Genomic DNA, 23937 nt, shown 5'->3' on the forward strand with positions numbered 1-23937 from the left:
CGGGTGGCGACACGCCCACGTTCGCGTGAATCAGTCCAGAGAGGACTAGTTCAGCGGCACCACAATGGACATCACGCCACCCTTGTACCCCGCGATGCCCACCGTCAGGTCGAGCCGGTTGCCCAGCGCGGCCAGGTGCGAGCGGACGTCGGCGGGGACCTCGGCCGCCGCGGTGTGCAGCGCGTGGAACTTCACGTGCGGCCGACCGGGGACGTTGAACAACCCGGTGAGGATGTTGCTGACCTCGCCGAGGATGTCGGTGAGCAGCGGCGAGAGCTCACCGTCCTCCACGCACGCCTCCGCGCCGCCCGGCGGGACCAACCCCATCGCCGCGGCCGTGTTGGCCGCCAGCGGCAGGGTGAACCCGATGACGCCCGCCAGCGACTGGTCGTTGTGCTGGTACACAGCAACAACGGGCGCGTCACCGGCGGGGTCGGTCACGTTGACCGTGACCTCCCTGCCGAGCAGGCTCTTCACCGTGTCGAGTACCTGCTTGGGTTCCGGCAGAGCTTCGGTCATTGGCTACCCCAAGATGTCGGACAGCCGCTCGCGGAAGGTCTCCGCGGTGAACGGCTTGCTGATCAGGAACAGAGCACCGCCAGCCTCGGCTTTGGCGATCATCTCGTCCGAGCACTCGGAGGTGACGAAGGCGAAGGGTACCGTGTTCCCGCCCGCGCGCAACGCGTGCAGCAGCTCGATACCCGACATGTTCGGCATGTTCCAGTCCGACAGCACGAGATCGGGCTTCTCGCTGTCCACCTTGCTCTTCGCCTCGGCGCCGTCCGGGGCCTCGACGATCTCGTGGTCCTCGAACCCCGCCTGGCGCAGGGTCCGGACCACGATCTGCCGCATGACCCTGCTGTCGTCAGCGACCAGGATCTTCATGCTCACGCCCCCTGAGTGTTGTTGGATGCGGACTGACCACCACTGAGCAACGACACCACGTACGCCTCGTCGCGCCACCGGACGACGGTCCGGCAGACCTCGACGGTCCCCGGCCAGCGCTCGTGCGCGGTCGCCGAGACCCTCGGGAGGGAGAGCTGGGACGGGGAGGGCAGCACGGACTTGACGTTACCGCCGAGCACGTTGGCGAGCTCGCCGAGCGCGTCACCGACGTCGTCGGGGGTGACCTCGTCGGGCTCCATCGCGAACAGCACGGACGCGACGTCGCGGGAAGCCTTGTGCGAGCAGGACACAACCAGGTGACCCTCGTACGCGCCGACCATGGCGACCGAGGCCGCGAGGTCGGTGTGCGCGCCGGTGTCCGGCGCGGCGAAGATGGTCTCTTCCTCGTTGTCGCCGTTGAGGAAGGCCGACCACACCTGCTCGGCGATCATGTCGAGGTCGACCTCGACAGCGGTAGACAGATCGTTGGTCATGAGGATACCCCCACCGGGACGAGCCCGAGGAGGGCCAGCTTGTCGATGATGCCGTCGCGGGTGAACGGCTTGATCACGTACTCGTGCGCTCCCGCGGCGAGCGCGCGGACGATCTGCCCGTGCTCGCTCTCGGTGGTCACCATCATCAGCGTCATCTGACGCATCTCGGTGATCTTGCGGACCTCGATCACGAACTCGAGTCCGGTCATGACGGGCATGTTCCAGTCGACCAGCGCCAGGTCCGGCACCCGACCAGTGCTCTGGAGCAGATCCAGTGCCTCCCGGCCGTTGCCAGCCTCCAGAACCTCGTACCCGAGGTCGGCCAACAGGCCGCGGAGAATCTTGCGCATGGCCCGGGAATCATCGATCACAATCCCTAGCACTGCGTCACCTCTTTCACCATTTGGCGATCTCGGGCTGGTGCCCGGTAGATGGCGGTCCGTCCAACGGGTACCCGCTCGAACACGGAGTCAATGCCCACTGTGGACTCGGCCGCGCCGAGCAGGAGCCAACCGCCTGGGTTGAGCACCTGTCGGACCCGGTCGAGCACGGCGCGCTTGGTCTCGGGCTCGAAGTAGATGAGCACGTTGCGCAAGAACACCACGTCGAACTTCGGCATGGGCGGCAACGTCGCGCAGAGGTTCACCCGCTGGAACGACAGGTTCTGCCGGATCCGGGGTACTACCTCCCACTCCGCCCCAGCGCGCTGGAAGTAGGTCACCAGGTCGGTCGCGGGCAAGCCGCGGTTGACCTCCAGTTGGTTGAACCTACCCGCGCGGGAGCGGCGCAGCATCTCCTCGGACAGGTCGCTGCCCATGATCTGGTAACCGCGACCGGGAGGGAGAGCCTTTTCCAGGGTGATGGCGATGCTGTAGGGCTCCTGGCCGGAGGAGCACGCCGCGGACCAGACCCGCACGGGGCGGGTGGACTGGGCGAGCACGTCGGGCAGGATCGTGTCGGTGAGCGCGGCGAACGGTTCGCGATCGCGGAACCAGGAGGTCTCGTTGATCGTGAGCGCCTCGACGACCTGCGTGCGCAGGGCGGCGGTGCCGGTGCGCAGCGCGTTGGCCAACGAGCCGACCGAGTCGTGCCCGGTGAGCTTCGCCACCGGCTTGAGCCTGGACTCGACCAGGTATTCCTTACCGGGGCGCAGGACCATGCCGGCTTCTCGGTAGACGAGATCGGCCACGTAGCCGAACAGCGCCGGGGTCATTTCCACCGCGCCACCTCCTTTCCTGTTGCCGCCGCCGATGCGGGCAAGCGGGCGACGATGTTCTCCGCGATGAGGCCGAGCGGCAGCACCGCGTCGGCCAAGCCCGCGCTGACAACCGCACCAGGCATTCCCCAGACCACCGAGGTGGCCTGGTCCTGGGCCAGAACTCCGGCACCGAGGGCGACGAGCTCCTCGGTGCCGCGCTTGCCGTCCTGGCCCATGCCGGTGAGCATGACGGCCAGTGACGCCGAGCCGTAGACGCGCGCACACGAGCGGAACAGCACGTCGACGGCAGGTCTGCAGTGGTTTTCCATCGGTCCGTCGTGCAGCCGGACCTTCGCCCCGCCAGGGGTCTTCGCCGCCTCCATGTGCCTGCCGCCCGGTGCGATGTAGACGGTGCCGGGCAGCAGCGGCTCGCCGTCGCGCGCCTCGACGACGCGCAGCGCGGCGTCCTGGTCGATGCGGCGGGCGAGCATGGTGGTGAACACGGGCGGCATGTGCTGGGCGACCAGCACGGGAACCGGCAGGGTGCCGGGGAGCTTGGAGAGCACGGTGCGCAGCGCCTCGGGACCGCCGGTGGACGATCCGATGAGGACGGCCTGGACGGGCTTGCGCGGCCCGGTGCTCGTGGGTGGGCGCTTGACCGGGCTGGTCGGGCGCAGCGGCTGCGCGGTGTACGCGGGCTTGCCGCACAGCGCGTGGATGCGCGGCAGCAGCTGCTCGCGGACCTCGGTGACCGCCTTGTTGACGCTGCCCGCGTTGGCGGGCTTGGTGACGTAGTCGGTGGCGCCCGCGGCCAGCGCGGCCACGGTCGCCTCGGCGCCGTCGCTGGTCATCGTGGAGAACATGATGACCGGCAGGGTCGGGTTGGTCTTGCGCAGCTCGCGCACCGTCTCGACCCCGTTGAGCACGGGCATCTCCACGTCCAGCGTCACCACGTCGGGCTTCAGCTGGGCGATCTTGGCCAGCGCGATCCGCCCGTCCGGCGCGGTCCCGACGACCCGCACCTTCGGGTCCGCGGACAGCACATCAGTGACGAGGCGGCGGATGACCACCGAATCGTCCACCACCAGCACTGAGATCACGTGGGCCTCCAGGGTCGGCGGCGGAGGCAGCTGGCCTCCGCGACAACCGTGGCATCGGCCGCACGTGGCCGGTCCTGAGTGGTCAGACGAGCCGACTTCTCACGACAATCACAGTAAATCGGGGCTGTTCGGTTGTCGGGCGGGCGCTACCGTGTCGACCCGTTCGGGTGGCCCACCACCCCGCCTACCCGGCCTGGACCAGCCAATCCGGGCCGAACGCGGCCAGGCAGGGGACCAGCAGTTCCTGGGCGGAGGCCGAGTCGACCAGGTCGCGGACCATCAGCGCCTGCACCGCGCCGCTGAGCACGTTCCACACCCCGCTGGCCCGGTCGTCGAGCGAGACACCGGCGAGGTCGACCGCGCGGACCAGCAGCAGCTGCGCCGCCGCGGCGGCCCGGATCCGGCCGGAGACGTGCACCGCCCAGGCCGAGGAGTGCATGGCGGCCGACCAGTCCTGCTGCTCGGCGCGCAACCGGTCGGCGGACACGGCGAGCGCGCGGACCTCGGCGGGGTGCGCGACGCGGACGCGGTCGAGCAAGCGGTGCACCAGGTCGTGGGTGGGGCCCAGGTGGATCGTCGGCTCGGGCGCGCCGCGGCGGGCGGCGAGCCAGCCCGCGCCGAGCACCCGGCGGTCGGTGTCGGTGAGGTGCTGGCGCAGGTAGGTCGCGCAGACCGCGTCGGTCACCAGGGCGACGGCGCCGTCGGGGGGTTCGGGAGCGGTCCCGGCGGGGAAGGTGTCGCGATCGGGGACTAAGACGTCGGTGCGCACGCAGTGGAGTAAGCCCGCGAGCGTCCCGATCGGGGCGTGCTGCAGCAGGGTGACCGCGGAGGGACCCGACAGGTCGCGCACGCTGGGCAGCTCGGCGGCGGCCGCGAGCGCGTGCGACCTGGCGAGGCTGAGGGCGGGGGACTGGGGGGCGGCCCGCTCGGCGAGCGCCTCGACCTCGGCGGTCGAGTGGCCCAGCAGCGTCAGCAGGATCTCCGCCGTCGCAGGGCCGCCCGCCATCCGGGTGAGGTCGAAGCCCAACACGGGGGCGCTGACAAGGCTGTACACCCGATAGAGTATGCACCCTCGATTACGGAAACAGTACTAAATCGGGTAAACCATTACACACAGCGACGGCGCTATCCCTCGGGGGTGAGGGACAGCGCCGCCTGGTCGAGCGGGGTCGGGATCGCCGGTGACGCACCGGGTGATCGCGGCCGATCAGGTCGTGAACCGGTTGACCTGGTCCTGCAGCTGGGCGGAGAGCCTGCTGAGCGCGGCCATCGCCTGGTTGGACTCGCTGATGCTGTTGGTCGCGTTGGTGGCGCCGTCGGCGACACCGGCGATGTTGGCGGCGATCTCGGACACACCGGCCGCGGCCTCGCCGACGTTGCGGTTCATCTCGGTCGTGGTCGCGGTCTGCTCCTCCACCGCCGAGGCGATGGTCAGCTGGAAGTCGTTGATCCGACCGATGATCTCGGAGATCTCGTCGATCGCGTTCACCGCGTTGGCGGTGTCGGCCTGGATCATCTCCACCCGGCGCGAGATGTCCTCGGTGGCCTTGGCGGTCTCCTGGGCGAGTTCCTTGACCTCGTTCGCGACGACGGCGAAGCCCTTGCCCGCGTCGCCCGCGCGGGCGGCCTCGATGGTGGCGTTGAGCGCGAGCAGGTTGGTCTGCTCGGCGATGCTGGTGATGACCTTGACGACGTTGCCGATCTCCATCGAGGACTCGCCCAGCTTGGCGACCGTGCCGTTGGTGGCGGCCGCGACGGACACGGCCTGACCGGCGACACCGGCGGCCTCGTTGGCCGACTGCGCGATCTCCTTGATCGAGGCCGACATCTCGTCGGCACCGGTCGCGACCGTCTGCACGTTGAGCGCGACCTGCTCGGCGGCGGCGGACACGACGCCCGCCTGGGCCGAGGTCTCCCCCGTGCTGTCGCTGACCTTGCCCGCGATGGCGGCCATGTCCTGGGTGGCGCCCTCGAGGGAGGAGATGCCGTTGGTGATGGCGGTGACGGTGTCGTGCATGCTCGCGGTCGCGGTGTTGAGCGCGGCGGCCATGACGCCGACCTCGTCGTGCGAGCGGACGTCGACCTTGCGGGTGAGGTCGCCGTGCGCGACCGACTCCAGCACGCTGGACACCCCGCGCACCGAGCGGGTGATGCCGCGGATGATCAGCCAGCCGACCAGCAGCGCGAGCAGCAGGCCAGCGCCGAGCAGGATCAGGGTGGTGAAGCGGGCGGTGTCGCTCTCGGCCGCGGCGTCGGTCACCTCGGTGCCGACCGCGGCCAGTTCGGTCTGCTGCATCTCGACCAGGTCGGTGCTCAGGTCGTCGAGCGCGGGACCGGCCTTGTTGTTGTAGCGGGCGAGGGCGACCTGGGACTGGCCCGCCAGCGCCGCCGGGAAGACCTCCTCCTTGACGACGGTGGCGACCCGGTCCAGGTTGCTGATGGCGCGCTTGACGGTGGCCAGCGGCACCGCGCTGTACTCGGGGTCGGCCTCGATGCCCTGCTGGAACTTCTGCAGCGCCCCGTTGAGCACGCCGATGGCCGCGGTGGTGTCGGTGATCTCCTTCTGCACCCGCGCGGTGTCGGTGCTGATGAACGAGCTCAGCAGGTGCTGGATGGCGGTGATGGCGGCACCGTTGAAGTTGCTGATGGCGCCCACCGCGGCGGCGTTCTTGCCCAGCCTGGCCGAGGTGTGCGCGCCGCTGTCGGTGGCGACGATGCCCTGCACGCCGACACCGATGGCGACGACGGCGGGCAGCGCGATCGCGGCGAAGATCTTGGTGGCGAGCGAGCGGTCGGCGAGGAACCCGCCGAGCCCGCGGCGCGCGCCGGTGTCGGCCGCCGGGGTGGAGTCAGCCATCTGGGTGAGCCCTTCCATGGCGCCGCCCGCGGGGCGGCTGTGCTGGGAGTCGGGGAAGAGGGCGGCGGGGCCGCCTGGTCGGAGGCCCCGGGGCCGGGTGGCCCCGGGGCCTCCGGGTGGGTCAGGCCTCGCTGCCGCGCACTGCGGCCCGGGCGTCGAGGGCGAGCATGAGCCGGTCGGCGAGCGGGAACGCCGCGGTGATCAGCTCGCGGGCCGGGCCCGACAGCGTGTCCGGGATCGGCTCGGCCGCGCTCGGCTCGAGCTCGACCACGTCGCCGATGCGGTCCACCAGCAGGCTGACCGACTCGTCGTCGGTGCGGACGATGACGTTCATCGCCGGGCCGGTGCGCTCCTGGGCGGGCTCACCGAGGCGGACCCGCAGGTCCAGCGCCGCGATGACCTGGCCGCGCAGGTTGAACAGGCCACCGACGTGACCGGGCGCGAGCGGGACCGGGGTGTACTCGGAGAACGCGAGCACCTCCTGGACCTCGCCGACCTCCAGGCCGAAGAGCTGGCCTGCCACCTCGAAGGTGGCGTACCGGACGGAACTCACGACGCCTCCACGTAGTCACGGGTCACGAACTCGGGCAGCTGGAAGTCCGGGTCGGCGGCCATGATGGCCCGACGCATGTCCAGCAGCTCGGTGACCTTGTCGTCGATCACGGTGGAGCCGGAGAGGCCGTCACCGTCGGACGGGCCGTGCGGGGCGGTGTCGTCGACGATGTCGAGGATCCCGTCCACCGCGAGGGCCACCGAGTGGCCACCCGAGGAGTACACGACCGCGGGCACGGTGTCGGAGACGTCCTCCGACCACGAGCCGAGCAGCCCGGAGAGCCGCAGCACCGGCAGGATCTGGCCGCGGTACTGCACGACCTCGCGGCTGCCGACGCGCTCCACGGCCTGCACCGGGAACTCCTCGAGCCGGGTGACCATGCTCAGCGGGATCGCCACGCGGCGGTCGCTGACCCGGGTGACCAGCAGGCGGTCGCGGGTTTCGGTCTTGACCTCGGCCATCGCGGCGGCGGCCGCGGCGGCCCGCTCGGCGTTGCCGAGGTGGGCGTTGCGGGCCAGCGCCAGCACGTCGAGGATCAGCGAGACCCGGCCGTCGCCGAGGATGGTGGCCCCGGCGAAGCAGCCGACGTCCTTGAGGTGGCTGGCCAGCGGCTTGACCACGACCTCCTCGGTGGTGAGCACGCGGTCGACCACCAGGCCGAACTCGTGCCCCTCGCCGTTGAGGACCGCGATGTAGATCGCCTCGCCGTTCTCCTCGGGGCGCTCGATCGGGCCGCCCAGCGCCTCGTTGAGCCGCACCAGCGGCAGCAGTCGACCGCGCAGGCGGCAGACCGGGGCGCCGGAGACGTACTCGATGCGCGCGGAGGTCTGGCCCTCGACCGAGACGAGCTCGCGGACCGACATCTGCGGCAGCACGTAGCGCTCGTTGGCCGACTCCACGATCAGCGCCTGCACGATGGCCAGGGTGAGCGGGATGGTCAGGCGCCAGGTGGTGCCCTTGCCGACCACCGAGCGCAGGTCGACCGCGCCGCCGATGGCCTCGAGGTTGGTGCGCACGACGTCCATGCCGACGCCGCGGCCGGAGACGTTGCTGACCTTGGCCGCGGTGGAGAAGCCCGCCCGGAACACCAGGCGCAGCACCTCGTCGGCGTCCATGGCCGCGACCTGCTCGGCGGTGAGCAGACCGCGCTTGACCGCGGTCGCGCCGATGAGCTTGGGGTCCACGCCCTTGCCGTCGTCGGCGACCTCGACCACGACGTGGCCGTGCTCGTGGTAGGCGCGCAGGGTCAGCGTGCCCTCGGGGTTCTTGCCCGCCTTGACCCGGTCCTCGGGGGACTCCAGGCCGTGGTCGACGGCGTTGCGGACCAGGTGGGTCAGCGGGTCCTTGACCGCCTCGAGCAGGCTGCGGTCGAGCTCGGTCTCGGCGCCCTCGAGCTCGAGGCGGACCTGGCGACCGATCGAGTTGCTCAGGTCGCGCACGACCCGGGGCAGCTTGGACCACAGGTGGCTGATGGGCTGCATGCGGGTCTTCATGACCCCTTCCTGCAGCTCACTGGTGATCAGGTTGAGCCGCTGGGCGGCCCGGCTCATGGTGTGGTCGCCGGAGTGCTCGGTGGCCCGCACCATCTGGTTGCGGGTCAGCACGAGCTCGCCGACCAGGCGCATCAGCTTGTCGAGCAGGTCGACGTCCACGCGCACCGAGGTGTCGGCGACACCGCGGCGGCTGGCGGTCTCCTCGGCGGGGGCCGGGGCGCCCGCCTCGGGGGTGCTCGGCGCCGCGGCGGCGGGCGCGGTCTCGGCGACCGGGGCCGGTGCGACCTCGGGCTCGGCCGGGGCGGCGGGCTCGGCCGCGGCGGCGGCGGTGTCGGCCTCGGGCGCGGTCTCGGTGACCGGCTCCGGGGTCGGCTTGGCGGTGGGCGCGGGGGCCGGGGCACCGGCGATGCACGCCTCGACCTCGGCGATCACGTCCCCGAGCTCCATGTCGCCCTCTTGGCCGTCGCGCTCGATCTGCGCCAGCAGCGCCCGAACGACGTCGACGACGCGCAGCAGGACGTCGGCACCCCTGCGGTCGAGGACCTGCGCGCCATCACGCAGCCGGGCCAGCAGCGACTCACCCGCGTGGGTCACCTGCTCCAGCTTCGAGAACGCGAGGAACCCGCTGGTGCCCTTGATGGTGTGAATGGTGCGGAAAACACTCGCGAGGCGGTCGCGGGCCGTTGGGTCGCGCTCGAGCGCGACGAGGTCTTGGTCCAACTGGTCGAGGTTCTCGTAGGACTCGACCAGGAACTCCTGGACCACATCATCGAAGTCTTCCACGCTCCACCACGCTTCCAGGTCCGGTATCGACGCCTTCATCGGCGAGCGGCGGCGGCCCCTGAGGCATTGCGCGGGTTTGTCTCACCGGTGCGGCCGGATCAGCCCCCGCGCGGTGGCGGCGGCCACGGCCGCGGTGCGCGAGTCCACGCCGAGCTTGGCGTAGACGCGCACCAGATGAGACTTCACCGTCGCCTGGCTCAGGTGCAGTCGCCTGCTGATGGACAGGTTGGACAGTCCATCGGCAACCAGACCCAGTACTTCAGTCTCCCGGGCCGACAACGCCCCGACAGGGTTACGCGTGCGGTCCACCAGCCGGGCCGCGACACCCGGGGCGAGCGCCGAGCGCCCCACCGCGGCCGCCCGGATGGCGGCGACGAGGTCCTCGGGTTCGGCGTCCTTGAGCAGGTAGCCGGTCGCCCCCGCCTCGATCGCGGCCAGGATGTCGGCGTCGGTGTCGTACGTGGTCAGGACCAGCACGTGGGGCGGGTCGGGCAGGGCGGTGATGGCGGCGGTGGCCTGGGCGCCGGACGGGCCGTCACCGAAGCGCAGGTCCATCAGGACGACGTCGGCGAGCCCGGCCTTGGCGATGGCGTCCTGGGCGGTGGCCGCCTCGGCGGCGATGGTGAGGTCCGGTTCGCCGCGCAGCACCGCGCGCAGCCCGGATCGCACGATCGGGTGATCGTCGGCGATGAGGACCCGGATCACGCGACGGGCACCGGCAGGGTGACCGCGATCGCGGTGCCCCGCCCGTCGGACTCGACCACGAGGTCACCGGCGAGCGCCCTGGCTCTGGCCCGCATGGCGGCGATGCCGTAGCCCCGGTCCTGGCCGGGCGCGGGATCGGGGTCGGTGCCCCCGGCACCGGCTCCGGTGATGCCCCGGCCGTTGTCGACGATGTCGAGGGTGACGTCGGTGTCCTGGTAGCTGAGGGTGAGCCGGACCTCGGTGGCGCCCGCGTGGCTGACGACGTTGCCCAGGGCGGATTGGGCGATGCGCAGGAGCGCGACCTGGTGCGTGGTGGGCAGGGCGACCTCGTCGCCGGTGACCCGGCAGTGGACGGCGAGGTCGGCGGTGGCCGCGGTGCTGGCGCAGGCCAGGTGCAGGGCGCTGGGCAGTGAGCCGCCGTCGAGGGCGGGCGGGTTCTGGTCCTTGACGAACCTGCGCGCCTCGGCGAGCGCGTCGGCGGCGGCCGCGCGGGCGGCGCGGACGTGGCGTTCGGTGTCGCCGCGCAGGGCGGCGCTGAGCAGGAGGTGGATGCTCGACAGCCCTTGCGCGAGGGTGTCGTGCACCTCTCTGGCCAGCCGTTCCCGTTCCGCGAGCACCCCGGCCGCACGTTCCGCGGCGGCCAGTTCCTCGGTCAGCTCGGCGCGGCGCTGGCTCTCGCGGTGGACGACCACCGTGGCCACGGCGACGGCGGCACCGAGCAGCGGGCCGAGAACGGTGCCGACCGTGAGCACGTGCTGGTGCCACCCGAACCCGGCGACGGCGACGAGCCCGGTCGCCGCGACCGCCGCGACCGCGGTCCGGCGCGGGAGGTCGCGCAGGAGCAGGAAGTAGAAGGGGAAGGCGAACCAGACGGCCCCGGGGGTGAAGGCCAGCAGTGTCACCCACAGGACTCCCACCGCCGCCAGCAGACTCCGGCGCCTCTTGAGGAACCCCGCGACGACGCACACCAGCAGGGCCGCGCCCACCACGAGGACGGCGGGACGGGGGTCGTTCAGGGCGGGCAGCACCACCAGGGCGGCGGCCAACAGGTCCGGGCCCGCGGTGAGCAGGCGGGGCAGTGCCGGGGAGTCCTCTGAGGTCACGATGCCGCCAGGGTAGCCACGGCTCCGGGAGGTCGCATCAATCGAAAGGTTGAGCTCTCGGTGCGTCCAACGGGTGCGCGAAAGCGATCTCGGGGGCGATGGCACGGCCGGGTCGTCACGGCAGGGTTGGCGGGGTCGCCGAAGTGAGGAGCTGGCCGGTGTTCGTGGGGTGGCGTGAGTTGTGGTTCGCGCGGGGCCGTTTCGGGTTGTTGGTGGGGGTCGTCGCGCTCATCACCGTGCTCGTCGGGTTGCTGTCGGGGTTGACCGGCGGGTTGGCTGGGCGCAACACCTCCGCGGTGCTGGGGTTGGGCGGGGACCACGTGGTGTTCGCCGGGGAAGACGCGCAGTTCGGGGGCAGCGGGCTCGACGAGTCGACGGCGCGGGAGTGGGCGGCCGTCGCCGGGGTGCGCCGGGTCGAGCCGCTCGCGGTGTCGATGGGCAAGGTCGAGGCGGGTGGGCGCAGCGCCGGGGTGGCCGTGTTCGCCTCGCCGGGCAGCGAGGTCGTGTTGTCGCGGGGCGCCGCAGCGGAACTGGGGGTGCGGGACGGGGCGACGGTCACGGTCGGCGACCTGACCGCGGTCGCCCGAGTATCCACAGAGGACGACTACTTCAGCCACGCCCCGGTCGTCCGGGTGCCACTGCCACCGGGGAGTCGGTTCTCGGTGCTCATCTTGTCCACATCGGACAGTGATGTCGCGGCAGCCGACCAGCGGCTGGGGACCAAGACCGAGACGGTGTCGGACGCGCTCGAGCGGATCGGCTCGTTCGCCGCGGAGAACGGCTCGTTGCGGCTGATGCGAGGTTTCCTGTTCGCGATCTCAGCCCTGGTGGTCGGTGCCTTCTTCACGGTGTGGACGATCCAGCGGAGCAACGACATCGCCGTCCTCAAAGCACTCGGCGCGTCGACCCCTTATCTGCTACGGGATGCCTTGGGCCAAGCGGCGGTCTTGCTGGCGCTCGGCACCACCACCGGCACAGCGCTGGCGGCCGTGGTCGGCGCCGCGCTCCCGAGCACCGTGCCGTTCGTGCTGGACCTGCCCACCCTCGCCTTCCCGGCCGCCGTGCTCGTCGGCTTGGGCCTGGTCGGGGCGGCCCTGGCCATCCACCGCATCACCACCGTCGACCCGCTCACCGCGTTGGGAAGTGCCCGATGACCCTCGTCCTGGACTCCGTGACCCTCACCTACCCCGACGGCGACCGGCGGCTCACCGCGCTGGACGACGTCAGCCTGCACGTGCCCGCCGGAACCGTCACCGCCGTCGTCGGCCCGTCCGGGTCGGGCAAGTCGAGCCTGCTCGCGGTCGCGGCGACCCTCATCACGCCCGACACCGGCACCATCACGATCGGCGGCACGTCCACCACCGGCCTCAACCGCGCGGTACTGGCCAGGCTCCGGCGCCGCCACGTCGGCATCGTGTTCCAGCAGGCGAACCTGTTGCCCGCGCTCACCGCCGCCGAACAGCTGCGCGTGGTGGCCCGGCTCGACGGCCGCCGGGGCGGGGCGGACCTGCAGGCCGAGGCGGGGTTGGCCGAGGTCGGGTTGGCCGAGCTGGCGCACCGCAGGCCGCACCAGCTCTCCGGCGGGCAGCGGCAGCGGGTGAACATCGCGCGGGCGCTGGTGAACCGGCCCGCCGTGCTGCTCGTGGACGAGCCGACGAGCGCGCTGGACCGGGCGAGCGGCGCCGCGATCATCGACCTGCTGACCGCGCGGACCCGCGAGCACGGCGTCGCCACCGTGCTGGTGACCCACGACCGCGCGCACCTGGACGGGGTGGACCAGGTGGTCGAGTTGGTGGACGGTCAGATCGCGGTCAGGGTGAGCAGGGCGGAGTAGTCGCCAGCGGGGGTCGAGGTGGGGGCCCACAGGTCGAGCCGGGCGGTGAGGCGCGCGGTGCCCGCGCCCCGGGTGGCGACGGCGAGGGTGCGCGGGGTGGCCAGGTCGGCGACGGAGCCCTCGGTGATCACCTGGTTCGGCGCGCGGTCGAGCACGATCGGGGTCCATGCGGCGTTCGCGCGGTCGATCCGACCGGACGGGCCGGTGAAGTCGGTCAGCTGGCCCGACAGCGACCAGCCCGGGTCGCCCGCGCGGGTGTCGGTGATCGTGATGGTGCGCAGCCTGCCGGAGGTGGTCAGCACGGACCCGTCGGCCGCCATGACCGGCGAGGGCAGGGTGACACCGCCCGCCTCGACCGACATCAGCAACTCCCCCGCCGCGACCTCGGTCGTGATGGTCTCGGTCGGTGGAGCGGGCGGGACGCAGCCGGTCACCGCCGCGCCGGGGATCCGGCCGAGGGCGGCGACACCGGCGCGCACCTGGTTGGCGGGCAACGGGGTCATCCCGACCCGCAGCCCGACCGCCTGCCCCTCGCACAGCGCGTAGCGGGCGAACTCGGCCAGCGCGGCGCCGCGGTCCTGGTCGAACCGACTGTCCACGGCGGTGGGGACGACGAGGTAGAAGTACTGCCCCAGCGGGTAGGTCCCGGCCGTCGGGTCCCGGAACACCGGGCCGTAGTCCACGGTGCCATCAGCGGATTGCCGAGCGGCGAGCAGTCCCAACTGGACGGCGTCCGCCTCCGGGGCGACGAACTCGCCCCGCCGGTTGCCCAGGCTCACCTGCGGCAGCCCGGCGTTGAGCGCGTAGGAGCGCTCGACGTAGGTGATCGAGCCGGTGGCTTGGGCTTGGCGGACGTAGTTGGTGACCCCGATGGAGCCGGCCATCGCGACAAGCCCTGACGCGGTCGGGTAGTCCTGCCGCTGCCCGCACCCGGGGCAGAACGCTTGCCACAGCTGGGGTTCGACGGCGTTCATCCACCCGGTGAACTGGCGCGTGGTCGAGGAGGAGTCGGCGCGCACCACCGGTTTGACCGGGATCGCGGGCAGCGCCAGGCCGGGGTTCTCCGCCGCGATCGCGGGGTCGTCCCAGCGGGTGAGCGCGCCGGTGAAGATCTTGGTCGCCGTGGTCGAGGACAGCCGGAGCCCGGTGAGTTCGCGGCCGCCGACCGTCAGGTTGTAGGCGAGGGTGATCGCCTGGGCGGCCACCGGGACGTAGGCGAGCGGCCGGGTCGTCGGGATGCCCGCCTGCGGGTGGGTGAGCTCCGAGACGGCGAAGTCCACCTGGCGGGCCTCGAACTGGGTGAGCCCGTCGGTGACACCGGTCGCGGAGTAGCTCACCGGGTGCCCGCCGCCCGCCCGCCACTGCTCGACCAGGTTGGCCGCGGTTGTCGACCCGGCGCCGCCCACCCGGACCGGCTGGGCGAGCGCCGGTACCGCTCCCAGCAGCACGGCGATGACGGCGACGCACAGTGATCGAAACACGGTTCTCCCCAGTTCTGACCCGACGCGGCAACATCGCACGGGGACGTGAATGGTGGTGTCCACGGGGGTGAACGACGGACGGCGCAACCGAGGTGGGCCGCTCAGATGACGGTGAGCGTCAGGGTGGCGGTGTAGCCGGTTGGCCGCGCCACCAGCAGCCGGAACCCGGCGGTCAGGTGCGCGGTGCCGCGACCGGCGGACGGGTCGGCGACCGCCAGGACCCGGCTCCCCCGCATACCGATGGTGGCGCTGCCCGGGGTGAGCACCTGCACCGGGGACTGGCCCACCACGGCGGGGCTCCACGACAGCGGCGTGCCCCCGGAGTCGTCGGCGAACTGACCGGCCGCGCTCCACCCCGGGTTGCCCGCGCGGGTGTCCACGACCGTCAACCCGGGCAACGTGCCGGTGGTCGCGTACCAGGCGCCCACGAACTCGGCGGCGGGCAGCGCCATCGGCGCGCGGTCGACCGAGACCAGCAGGTCACCGTCGTCGACGACCACCGCGACGGTCTGGGTCGACTCGGCGGCGGCCGCGGTGGCGCTCCCGAGGAGCGCCACCAGGACGAGTCCGAGCACAACCCAGCCACGACCCATGTCCGCGCTTCTCCCCGGTACCCCGATGACGATCGACGCACCGTCGCAGACCTCGGTGAACCCGGGCTGTCCGGCGGGGCAAGGCCGGACGAACAGGGGCCCGGGTCACCCCGAGCCCCTGTGTTCGCGCTCGACCTACCTGACGACCTCGACAATGTCACCGGGTGCGAGGTTGTCGTAGAACACCCGTGCCGCTTCCGGCGACAGGTGGATACAGCCGTGCGAGAGCTGCGAAAGGCTGCCCTCGTGGAAGGCCACACCGCTGGTCGTGAAGAACACCGAGAACGGCATCGGCCCGTTGAACGCCTTGCTCCAGTGGTCGATGTCCTTGTAGGTCACCTTGAAGCTACCGACCGGTGTTCGGTAACCGGCCTTGCCACTGGTGATCGGGACCGCGCCGTAGGTGACCGAACCCGCGTTCACCAGCCACGCGGAGTTCGCGCTCAAGTCGACGCAAGCCCGGGCCGCGGCGCTGCACGGGGCCGGACTCGCCTGGGCCTGCGGTGCCGCCAGGACGAACGCCAAACCCGCCGCCGCGGTGACACCCAATGCCCTGCCCAGGGTTCCCTTCTTCGAGACTCCCATCATCGACCTCTCATCCGCCCGGTGTCGGGCTCGTGTTCGGTACTGCCCGCGTGTCTCGCGGGCATGGGACTCGGGGTACGCAAGGGAAGTACCCGTTGCCCGCGCGGCTGAACCGTCCACGATCCGGGAACGGCTCCGGCAGAGCCGCGCGGTCGCCACACTTCCGCGCATGCAGACGTCGAAGCGGGGCGTGCGCGCGGTGCTGGAGCGGGCCATCACGACCCTCGGGGCGGTGCTCTACCCGCACCCGGACTTCCTGTGCCCACCGCCGCGGGCCTACCCGCCGCTGCCCGGGCACCCGGAGCGGCTGGGCACCCGCCCGAACAGGGCCGAAAGGGCGGTTCTGCGGTCGTTGGCACGGTGAAAGCGGACCGGGGAGTTACATTTCGTTCACCAGCGCGAAACACCCCCCGGAGGCGGCCATGGTCGCGACACCCACCCACTCCCCGCACGACACCCTCGTCCACTCCTACCTGTTCCTGCGCCGCGCGATCGGCGCCATCGGGATCGGCCTGCCGGTCGTCCTGGTCGTGGGCAACCTCGTCCTCGGTGACGGCGTGCGCGCCTCGATCAGCGGCTACTACCACAGCGACGTGCGCGATCTGCTGGTCGGCGCGATGTGCGCGGTCGGGGTGTTCCTGCTGTCCTACCGGGGCTACGAACCGATCGACAACCTGGTGTCCAACGTCGCCGCGGTGGCCGCGGTCGGGGTGGCGGTCTTCCCCACCGCGCCCGCGCACCCGATGGGCGGCGACGGCCTGCTGAGCACCCTGCACCTGATCAGCTCGGTGGTGTTCTTCCTGTCGCTGGCCTACTTCAGCCTGGTCCTGTTCCGCCGCAGCGACGACCCGACGCCCACCCCGGCCAAGATCGCCCGCAACCGGGTCTACCTGGTCTGCGGGGTGATCATGCTGGCCTGCCTGGTGCTGCTGGCGACGAGCGTGTTCCTGTTCGACACGGCGATGGCGGACATGCGGCCCGCGCTGTGGCTGGAGTCCATCGCGATCCTGGCCTTCGGCGTCTCCTGGCTCACCAAGGGCGAGGCGATCCTGAGCGACCACCGGCACTAGGCGCCCTCCGGTGGGTCCGGTGCGGAGAACGCGTACCGGGCTCACGCACGGGCCCCGGGCGCTTGCCCGCATCGGCGGCCACCGGCACCGCTCGCGTGCCACACTGGTCCACCACCGAACCGGTGGCCGCCGACCGGAGGATCCGCCAGCCATGCGGACAGAAGTGCCCCTGGACCGCCTGTTCGAGGTCATGCCCGGTCGCAACCGGGCGGCCAAGGCGGTGCAGGAACGCGATCCGGAGTTCCGGGTGGTCCAGGCCCGCGACATCGGTGCGACCGTGGCGGAGTGGGCCGAGTTGGCCCGCTCGACACCGCACACCCGCACCTCGGCGGTGGTCCTGCCCGGCGACATCATCGGCAGCGTCAGCGGACCGCACGGCCGGTGGGGCATCGTGCCAGCCAGGTACGGGCCCGCGCTGGCCAGCGACCACACAGTCGTCCTGCGCAGCCGCGGCACGGCCGGTTCCCGTTACCTGCTCGGGTTCCTGCGGTCCGGGCTGGGGCGCTCGCGGCTGAACGGGATCGTGTCCGGGGTGGTTCCCCGGATCTCCGCGCGGGACCTGAGGAACATCCTCGTCCCGCCCTGCGAGGGCGACCCGTGGCTGGTGGACCAGGTGCTGGACGCGTTCGAGAAGCGGGTGCTGGCGATGGACCTGCAACTGCGCGCGCTGCGCGAGTCGGCCGAGCGGGTCTACGACGTCGAGGCCGACTTCGGCACCGAACTCGGTGTGGTGCAGGGGGTCGCGGCCGCGATGCGGGTCTCGACCGACATCAGCCAGGAGGTCGGGATGGCGAAAGTCGCCTACCCGTACCCGATCGCGCGGACGCTGCGGGCCCTCGACGGCGCCGTATCACCGCGCGAGGAGTACCACATCGTCGTGCACGAACTGGTGGAAGCGCTGTCGGTCGTGCTGACCGCGCTCGCGGCGGCCCTCGCGCGGTCGGCGGGGGGCACCGGCGTCGGGCCGCTGTCGGACTGGGCGAAGGCGGTCAACCGGCGCGGTGCCACGATCGGCGCGCGGCACGCCGCCCTGCTCGCCGTTGCGGCGCGGGCGGAACAGGTCGCGCGAGCGGAACCGGTCGATGGCGACGGCGGTCTGTGCCAGGCGTTCGGGCGCGAGGACCTGCCCGCGCCCGCGGCGATGCGGGCGCTGATCGACGAGCGCAACCGGATCCACGGCAAGCACCCGAGGGTCCCCGCCGAGTTCCGCGCCCGGCTGGCGGCGGTCCACGTGGACCTGCGCACCCTGTTGCGGTCGCTGAGCTTCCTGGCGCGCTGGCGGTTCGGCTACGTCGAGTCCGTGCGACCGGTCGCCGAGGACGCCGCGCCGACCTACCGGGTGCAACTGCGGGTGCTGCGCGGGGACAACCCGGTGTGGGCCGTCGAGGAGCGGACCGTGACCCGGCTGCTGTTCCCCGGGCGGACGTACGCGCTCATCGACGAGGACGTCCTGCTGGACCTGCACCCGTACCTGGTGGCGCGCGAGTGCGACGAGTGCGGGGCGATGGAGGTCTACCACCCGAACTCGGTCGGCGAGGGCGGCGACGGCGGTGGGAGCACGGTGCAGTTGCGCTCCATCGACATGGGCCACACCACCGAGTGCGACGACCCGGCGCTGGTCCAGGACGTGCTGCGGGCGTTCGCGGAGTTGGTCGAGCGACCGGGTGGCGCTCACTAGGAGCACGGCGAGCGCCACCCGGCCGGTCAGCTCGTGGCGACCCGCTTGAGGTCGTCGGCGCGGTCGGTGCGCTCCCACGGCAGGTCCAACTCCGGGCGGCCGAAGTGCCCGTACGCCGCGGTCTGGGCATAGATCGGGCGCAGCAGGTGCAGGTCGCGGATGATCGCGGCCGGGCGCAGGTCGAACACCTCCCTGATCGCCGACTGGATGCGAACCGGGTCGAGGCGCTCGGTGCCGAAGGTCTCGACGAACAAGCCGACCGGGGCCGCTTTGCCGATGGCGTAGGCGATCTGGACCTCGATGCGGTCGGCCAGACCCGCGGCGACCGCGTTCTTGGCGACCCACCGCATCGCGTACGCGGCCGAGCGGTCGACCTTGGACGGGTCCTTGCCCGAGAACGCGCCACCACCGTGGCGGGCCATGCCGCCGTAGGTGTCGACGATGATCTTGCGGCCGGTCAGGCCCGCGTCACCCATCGGACCACCGATGACGAACCGGCCGGTCGGGTTCACCAACAACCGCACCCCGGTGGTGTCGAGATCGAGGTCCGCCAACTCGGGGGCCACCACACCGTCGCGGACATCGACGCCGAGCAGCCGCTCCAGGTCAACGCCTTCGGCGTGCTGCGAGGACACGACCACGGTGTCGAGCCGAACAGGGCGATCACCTTCGTACTCGATGGTGACCTGGGTCTTGCCGTCCGGCCGCAAGTACGGCACTGAGCCGTCTTGGCGAACCTTGGTGAGACGCTTGGAAAGCCGGTGCGCCAACGCGATCGGCAACGGCATCAACTCAGGGGTGTCGGTGCACGCGTACCCGAACATCAAACCCTGGTCACCCGCACCCTGACGATCAATCTCGTCCGAAGCGTTCTCCACACGGGTCTCGTGCGCCGTGTCCACACCCTGCGCGATATCCGGCGACTGCGCACCAATCGCCACATTCACACCACAGGAGTTCCCGTCGAACCCCTTCGCCGACGAGTCGTACCCGATCCGCAAGATCACATCCCGCACGATCGACGGGATGTCCACATAGGCCCCGGTGGTGACCTCACCGGCCACGTGCACCTGGCCCGTGGTCACCAGCGTCTCCACCGCCACCCGCGACCGCGGGTCCGCCGCCAGCAGGGCGTCCAGGACGGAGTCGCTGATCGCGTCGCAGATCTTGTCCGGGTGGCCCTCGGTGACCGACTCGGAGGTGAACAGACGTGTGGACAACGGATTCTCCTGTCTGGGGTCAGGGCCGGGTGATCTCGAAGACCTTGTAGGTGACCTCTTCGCCTGCGAGCACCCTGGTCGAGCTGTCCACGAGCGACAGCGTGACGCCCTTCTCGTCGGCGAGCTCGGCGACCCGGGAGGCGTCACCGAGGCTGTTGAAGGTCACCAGGGCGCGGCCGCCGGGCAGCAGGCGGTCGTGGACCTCGGCGAGGTAGCGGCCGAGCGCGGCGTAACCGGGGTCGAAGATCGCCCACTCGAAGTCCTGGGTGAACTCGAAGTCCTTCGGCGCCTCGATCACGCTGCAGTTCCAGAAGATGGCGTCGAACTTGGCATCCGGGTCGAGGTCGGCGAAGACGTCGCTGCGCTGGACGTGCACCCGGTCGGCGACGCCGTGCCGCTCGACGTTGAGCTCCGCGCTGGCCACCGCGGTCACGGTGACGTCGGTGGCGGTGACGTGCGCGCAGCCGTGCAGCGCCGCCCAGACGGCCGTGACGCCCGCGCCGCAACCGATCTCCAGGAAGCTGCCGCCCTGCGGGTACGGGATGGCGGTCGTGTAGTACTCGGTCCCGGTGCCGGGCTTGGGCGCGTAGGTGCCGGGCACCAGGTCCCATTCGAGGCCGAGGAGTTCGAAGGTGCTGGGCTCGGTGTCCTGGGCGGGACCGAGTTCGTCGACGAGCTTGCGGCCGATCCGGTAGCGCTCGTCGAAGGTCACGGACTGCTGGTTCACGGCGTCTCCTCCACTCAGGCGGACAACAGGCCCTGCAGGTCAGCGGCGTACTTAGCGATGTAGTCCCGCGAGAGCCGGGGGATGTCGCCACCGGGGTCGACCCGGGCGGCGCGCACGGCGGCGCGGAAGCGCTCGGAGGGGATCGCCGAACCGCGTACGACCGGCTCCGGGTCGGCGAAGCGGTGCACCAGCGGCAGAGCGGAGTACTGGCGGCGCTGCTCGGGCAGGCCGCGCAGCGCGGACTCGAAGCGGCGCGCCCAGTCGGCGTAGTCGGCGACCCGCTCGACCCGGTGCCCCTCGGCGGCGAGCCAGTCGACGATGGTGTCCAGCGAGATCCCGTCGTCGTGCGGGTTGACCAGGCTGTAGGTCAGGTAGCCGTCGGTCGTGGCCGGGCCGAGGGCGGCGATGGACGCGGCGGTGAAGTCGACCGGCAGCCCGTCGTAGTGCGATCCACCGTCACCCTCGTTGCCGTAGAAGGACTTCGGCGCGATACCGGTCGCCAGGACGCTGAACAGCAGCCGGGTGAAGACGTCCGGCACGTTGAGCTGGCCGGCGTAGCGGCTGTGCGCGAGGATCATGTTCGACCGGAACACGGTGACCGGCAACCCGCACACCTCGTGCGCCTCGCGCAGCAACACCTCCCCCGCCCACTTGCTGGTCGCGTACCCGCCCGCGTAGCCCTCGTGGATCGGCTGGGTCGGGATCGCGGCGCGCACGTCGGTGTCCTCGTCCAACGGCTGAGCCGTGTCTGAAGTGGAGAGGGCGGCCGAAGTGGACACCGCGACGCTGGAGACGTAGGTGAACTGCTTGAGCTTGCCGGTGATGCCCAGCTGGATGAGCTCGGCGGTGCCGACGACGTTCGCCTCGAACAGGTGGTTGTACGGCAGCACGTGGTTGACCAGGGCGCCCGCGTGCACGATGTGGTCGACCTCGCCCGCGAGCCGGTCCCAGGTCGGCTGGTCCAGGCCGAGGCGCGGTTCGGCCATGTCGCCCGCGAGGACTTCCAGGTGCGCGGACAGACCGTCAACAGTGGCCACGAGCTCGTCGTCGCCGGTGGCGAAGGCCGACAGCAACCGCTCGCGAGCCGCGGCCGAGTCCTTGCCGCGCACGATGCACACCAGCGTGCCACCCGCAGGTGCCAAGCGCTGCAACCACTCCAGGGTCAGGAATCGGCCGAGGTAGCCGCTCGCACCGGTCAGCAGCACGGTCTTCGGCGCGCTGTCGGCCTTGGGCAGCGACCCGGCGGCGGCGATGAGCCCGGCTTCGAGGAACTTGTCCAACGCCAGGTCGTCGGCGCGCACCTCGTCGGTCGCTCGGCCGTGCACCGAGGCGAAGGTCGGTCGGTCCACAGCGGACTCGCGCTTGGCGGCGATGTGCTCGGCCAGGGCGCGCAGGTCGGTCGCCGGGCTGATCAGCAGGTCGATCGGGATCGTGACACCGTAGATGTCGTTGAGCAGCGTGGCGAAGGGCACCGCGGACAGCGAGTCGCCGCCCAGGTCGCGGAAGTGCGCGTCGGGGTTGACCTCCGAGCCGGACAGCAGGGCCCGGGCGGCGCGCTGCACCGTCTCCAGCACGGGCCGCTCGGCGCCGGTGCGGCGGATCTCCAGCAGCTCCTCGGACTCGCGCGCGGTGATGTCGGAGTACAGCGCCTCAAGGCGCTCCCGGTAGGCCTCCAGCAGCTGCGGGCGCAACAGCTTGCGGTGGTCGGACAGCAGCCCGTTGGCCTGGGTGAACGGCTCGGTCTCGATGATGAACTCGCGCGGGATCTCGTAGGAGTTCAGTCCCGCTTCCTTGGCCACGGCCTGGAACGACTCGCTGAGCCGCTCCTCGATCGCGACCGACGCGGCGCCGTAGCGCTCAAGCGCGTCCGGCGTCGGCACAACGACGGCGAGCAGGTACGAGCGGGCGCTGTTGCCGTAGACGAAGATCTGGCGCACCAGCGGGCTGGTGCCGAAGGTGGCCTCCAGGCTCGGGGTCGCCACGAACTCGCCCTGCGACAGCTTCAGCACGCTGTTGCGCCGGTCCAGGATCGCCAGCCGGTCCGGCTCGACCTCGGCGACGATGTCCCCGGTCTTGTAGTAGCCGTCCGCGTCGAACAGGGTGGCTGACACCTCGGGCTGCTTGTAGTAGCCGGGGATCACCGAGTCGGTCTTGATCAGCAGCTCACCGCGCGGGTGCGGCGTGTCGGTGCGGTAGTACCCCAACTCCGGGACGTCCACGATCTTGTAGTCGATCACCGGCGGCCGCAGCATTTTGCCGTCCACGCTGACACCGGCGATCTCGGTGGCGCCGTAGAGGATGTGCAACTCCAGGCCGAGCAGCCCCTCGATGAAGACCCGCAGTTCCTCCGACAGCGGCGCGGAACCACAACTGGCCCAGGCGATCCGACCGCCGAGCGCCTCGTCGCGCATGTCCTTGGTGACCTGGGCCTCGACTTGGGCGCGGTCACCGCCGCCGACCACGCGCCGGTCGACCTCGCTGCGGTGGTACTGGTAGAGCATCTCGCACACCCGGGGCACCAGCGACAGCTCGGTGGGCCTGGCGAGCGCGATGTCGGCCATGAACGTGGACAGGTCACCGCTGGCCATGAAGTAGCTGATCCCACCGCGCGCCAAGGTGTTCTTCACCGAAGAGTGCCCGGCGACGTGGCTCATCGGCATGTAGTGGAAGGTGACCGCCTGGATGTCGGAGAACAGGTCCGCCCAGCCGCCACCGCCGAACATCGCCGCGACCAGCTTCTCGGTGTACATGGCGCCCTTGGGGGTGCCGGTGCTGCCCGAGGTGTAGATCAGCATGGTCAGCGGGTCCGTGCCCTCCTCGGCCACGAAGTGCGGCGCCTCGGGCAGGTCGGCCCCGCGCGCCGCGGTGTCCGATAAGGACTCGAGCGGCACGTCCCGGCCACCGTCGCGCAACCGGTCGCGCGCCGCATCGACCCGCTCGCGCTGGTCGTCGACCTCGGGGAGGTAGTCGAACACCAGCACGCGCCGCACGGACGGCCCCCGCAGCACCAGCTCCACCGCGACGTCGAGCCGGTCGAGGCTGGCGGCGACCACCGTCGGCTCGGTCTCGGCCACGATCGCGTGCGACTGCCCGATCGGCGCGCTGGTCTGCAACGGGACGCTGACCGCCCCGCGCAGGACGCAGGCCAGGTCCAGCGTCGTGTAGTCGTGCCCGGCGAAGCCGAGGAAGGCCACCCGCTCCCCCGGGGCCAGCCGGTGGACCGGGTTGGCCCACAACTCGGTGGCCACCGCGCGGGTCCGCGCCCACAACTGGGCGAACGTGCTGGTCTCGTACCGGGGCAACAGGCGCACCGAGGTCCGGCCGGTCGCCGGGTCGCGGCTGATCTCCTTCGCCCGTTCACCCACGGCGGGCCGGTCCGCGTACCGGTCCATCACTGCCGCCACCGTCTGCGTAAGGCGCATTCTGGTTCTCCACATCGCGTCACCCGGCCATCGAGGCGCCACACGGGCGCCGACGGCCCGGTGCTCCATCGGGATCAGATCGGCTCTACACGGCGACCCACCGGACCGGCTCCACCGGTCGGCGTCGTCGCGCACCGGTCGCTGGGGATCGCGCAC

General features: G+C 71.4%; 23 protein-coding genes. 5 read left to right on the plus strand and 18 right to left on the minus strand.

The genetic code is table 11. The features are described 5' to 3' along the window. Window positions 1-45: 45 nt before the first annotated feature. The 12 genes from LV75_RS08115 to LV75_RS08170 all read right to left on the minus strand — a co-directional run bounded on the left by LV75_RS08115 (window position 46) and on the right by LV75_RS08170 (window position 11171). Window positions 46-519 (minus strand): hypothetical protein, encoded by a 474-nt coding sequence (locus LV75_RS08115; protein ID WP_253886174.1) that lies wholly within the window; start codon window positions 517-519, stop codon window positions 46-48. Between the two features lie 3 nt (window positions 520-522). After that, the gene (locus LV75_RS08120) at window positions 523-885 is read right to left on the minus strand and encodes a response regulator (RefSeq protein ID WP_253886431.1); all 363 of its coding nucleotides are present in this window, start codon (window positions 883-885) and stop codon (window positions 523-525) included. Between the two features lie 2 nt (window positions 886-887). After that, window positions 888-1379, minus strand: a complete 492-nt coding sequence (locus LV75_RS08125) for a chemotaxis protein CheX (protein ID WP_253886175.1) — start codon at window positions 1377-1379, stop codon at window positions 888-890. After that, a complete protein-coding gene (locus tag LV75_RS08130) occupies window positions 1376-1762 on the minus strand; it encodes a response regulator (RefSeq protein ID WP_308210895.1) in 387 nt (128 codons plus the stop codon). Before LV75_RS08130 ends, LV75_RS08125 begins: the two co-directional genes overlap by 4 nt. Next, the gene (locus LV75_RS08135; RefSeq protein WP_253886432.1) at window positions 1756-2592 is read right to left on the minus strand and encodes a CheR family methyltransferase; all 837 of its coding nucleotides are present in this window, start codon (window positions 2590-2592) and stop codon (window positions 1756-1758) included. The genes LV75_RS08130 and LV75_RS08135 overlap by 7 nt, the downstream gene beginning before the upstream one ends. Continuing rightward, the gene (locus LV75_RS08140; protein WP_253886177.1) at window positions 2589-3677 is read right to left on the minus strand and encodes a protein-glutamate methylesterase/protein-glutamine glutaminase; all 1089 of its coding nucleotides are present in this window, start codon (window positions 3675-3677) and stop codon (window positions 2589-2591) included. The genes LV75_RS08135 and LV75_RS08140 overlap by 4 nt, the downstream gene beginning before the upstream one ends. 184 nt (window positions 3678-3861) lie before the next feature. Then, window positions 3862-4731 carry a hypothetical protein gene (locus LV75_RS08145; protein ID WP_253886178.1) on the minus strand — a complete coding sequence of 290 codons (870 nt, stop codon included), beginning with the start codon at window positions 4729-4731 and terminating at the stop codon, window positions 3862-3864. Between the two features lie 153 nt (window positions 4732-4884). Then, window positions 4885-6534, minus strand: a complete 1650-nt coding sequence (locus LV75_RS08150; RefSeq protein ID WP_253886179.1) for a methyl-accepting chemotaxis protein — start codon at window positions 6532-6534, stop codon at window positions 4885-4887. A gap of 121 nt (window positions 6535-6655) precedes the next feature. Then, the gene (locus LV75_RS08155) at window positions 6656-7087 is read right to left on the minus strand and encodes a chemotaxis protein CheW (RefSeq protein WP_253886180.1); all 432 of its coding nucleotides are present in this window, start codon (window positions 7085-7087) and stop codon (window positions 6656-6658) included. Next, window positions 7084-9363, minus strand: coding sequence for a chemotaxis protein CheW (locus LV75_RS08160; RefSeq protein WP_253886181.1), 2280 nt, complete (start codon window positions 9361-9363; stop codon window positions 7084-7086). The genes LV75_RS08155 and LV75_RS08160 overlap by 4 nt, the downstream gene beginning before the upstream one ends. Window positions 9364-9444: 81 nt before the next feature. After that, window positions 9445-10068 carry a response regulator gene (locus tag LV75_RS08165; protein WP_253886182.1) on the minus strand — a complete coding sequence of 208 codons (624 nt, stop codon included), beginning with the start codon at window positions 10066-10068 and terminating at the stop codon, window positions 9445-9447. Continuing rightward, entirely contained in the window at window positions 10065-11171 is a 1107-nt protein-coding gene (locus tag LV75_RS08170; protein ID WP_253886183.1) for a histidine kinase, read from the minus strand. Before LV75_RS08170 ends, LV75_RS08165 begins: the two co-directional genes overlap by 4 nt. 158 nt (window positions 11172-11329) lie before the next feature. Here LV75_RS08170 and LV75_RS08175 point away from each other — a divergent pair, with 158 nt between their 5' ends. Beyond that, complete coding sequence (locus LV75_RS08175; RefSeq protein WP_253886184.1) at window positions 11330-12325, plus strand: ABC transporter permease; 996 nt, start codon at window positions 11330-11332, stop codon at window positions 12323-12325. Then, window positions 12322-13005, plus strand: a complete 684-nt coding sequence (locus LV75_RS08180; protein WP_253886185.1) for an ABC transporter ATP-binding protein — start codon at window positions 12322-12324, stop codon at window positions 13003-13005. Before LV75_RS08175 ends, LV75_RS08180 begins: the two co-directional genes overlap by 4 nt. Here LV75_RS08180 and LV75_RS08185 read toward each other — a convergent pair. The 3 genes from LV75_RS08185 to LV75_RS08195 all read right to left on the minus strand — a co-directional run bounded on the left by LV75_RS08185 (window position 12972) and on the right by LV75_RS08195 (window position 15664). Next, window positions 12972-14486, minus strand: coding sequence for a substrate-binding domain-containing protein (locus LV75_RS08185; protein ID WP_253886186.1), 1515 nt, complete (start codon window positions 14484-14486; stop codon window positions 12972-12974). The genes LV75_RS08180 and LV75_RS08185 overlap by 34 nt on opposite strands. Before the next feature lie 101 nt (window positions 14487-14587). Beyond that, window positions 14588-15079 (minus strand): hypothetical protein, encoded by a 492-nt coding sequence (locus LV75_RS08190; protein ID WP_253886187.1) that lies wholly within the window; start codon window positions 15077-15079, stop codon window positions 14588-14590. Between the two features lie 135 nt (window positions 15080-15214). Beyond that, window positions 15215-15664, minus strand: coding sequence for a L,D-transpeptidase (locus LV75_RS08195; protein WP_372504151.1), 450 nt, complete (start codon window positions 15662-15664; stop codon window positions 15215-15217). 169 nt (window positions 15665-15833) lie between these two features. On the opposite strand from LV75_RS08195, the gene LV75_RS08200 reads away from it, so the two are divergent. From LV75_RS08200 to LV75_RS08210, 3 genes are all read left to right on the plus strand, one after another. Next, entirely contained in the window at window positions 15834-16028 is a 195-nt protein-coding gene (locus tag LV75_RS08200; protein WP_253886189.1) for a hypothetical protein, read from the plus strand. A gap of 58 nt (window positions 16029-16086) precedes the next feature. Next, complete coding sequence (locus LV75_RS08205; protein ID WP_253886190.1) at window positions 16087-16734, plus strand: DUF998 domain-containing protein; 648 nt, start codon at window positions 16087-16089, stop codon at window positions 16732-16734. A 151-nt stretch (window positions 16735-16885) separates the two neighbouring features. Beyond that, window positions 16886-18412 carry a restriction endonuclease subunit S domain-containing protein gene (locus LV75_RS08210; RefSeq protein WP_253886191.1) on the plus strand — a complete coding sequence of 509 codons (1527 nt, stop codon included), beginning with the start codon at window positions 16886-16888 and terminating at the stop codon, window positions 18410-18412. A 26-nt stretch (window positions 18413-18438) separates the two neighbouring features. On the opposite strand, the gene metK is transcribed toward LV75_RS08210, so the two are convergent. Genes metK through car form a run of 3 tightly spaced genes read right to left on the minus strand, consistent with a single transcriptional unit; the run spans window position 18439 to window position 23850 of the window. Continuing rightward, the gene (gene metK / locus LV75_RS08215; RefSeq protein ID WP_301318905.1) at window positions 18439-19620 is read right to left on the minus strand and encodes a methionine adenosyltransferase; all 1182 of its coding nucleotides are present in this window, start codon (window positions 19618-19620) and stop codon (window positions 18439-18441) included. A 31-nt stretch (window positions 19621-19651) separates the two neighbouring features. After that, window positions 19652-20359, minus strand: a complete 708-nt coding sequence (locus tag LV75_RS08220) for a methyltransferase (protein ID WP_253886193.1) — start codon at window positions 20357-20359, stop codon at window positions 19652-19654. Window positions 20360-20373: 14 nt separating this feature from the next. Beyond that, on the minus strand, window positions 20374-23850 hold the full coding sequence (gene car, locus LV75_RS08225) for a carboxylic acid reductase (RefSeq protein WP_308210904.1): 3477 nt from the start codon (window positions 23848-23850) through the stop codon (window positions 20374-20376). Window positions 23851-23937 lie beyond the last annotated feature (87 nt).

It is taken from the genome of Actinokineospora diospyrosa, assembly GCF_024171925.1.
Classification (GTDB): domain Bacteria; phylum Actinomycetota; class Actinomycetes; order Mycobacteriales; family Pseudonocardiaceae; genus Actinokineospora; species Actinokineospora diospyrosa.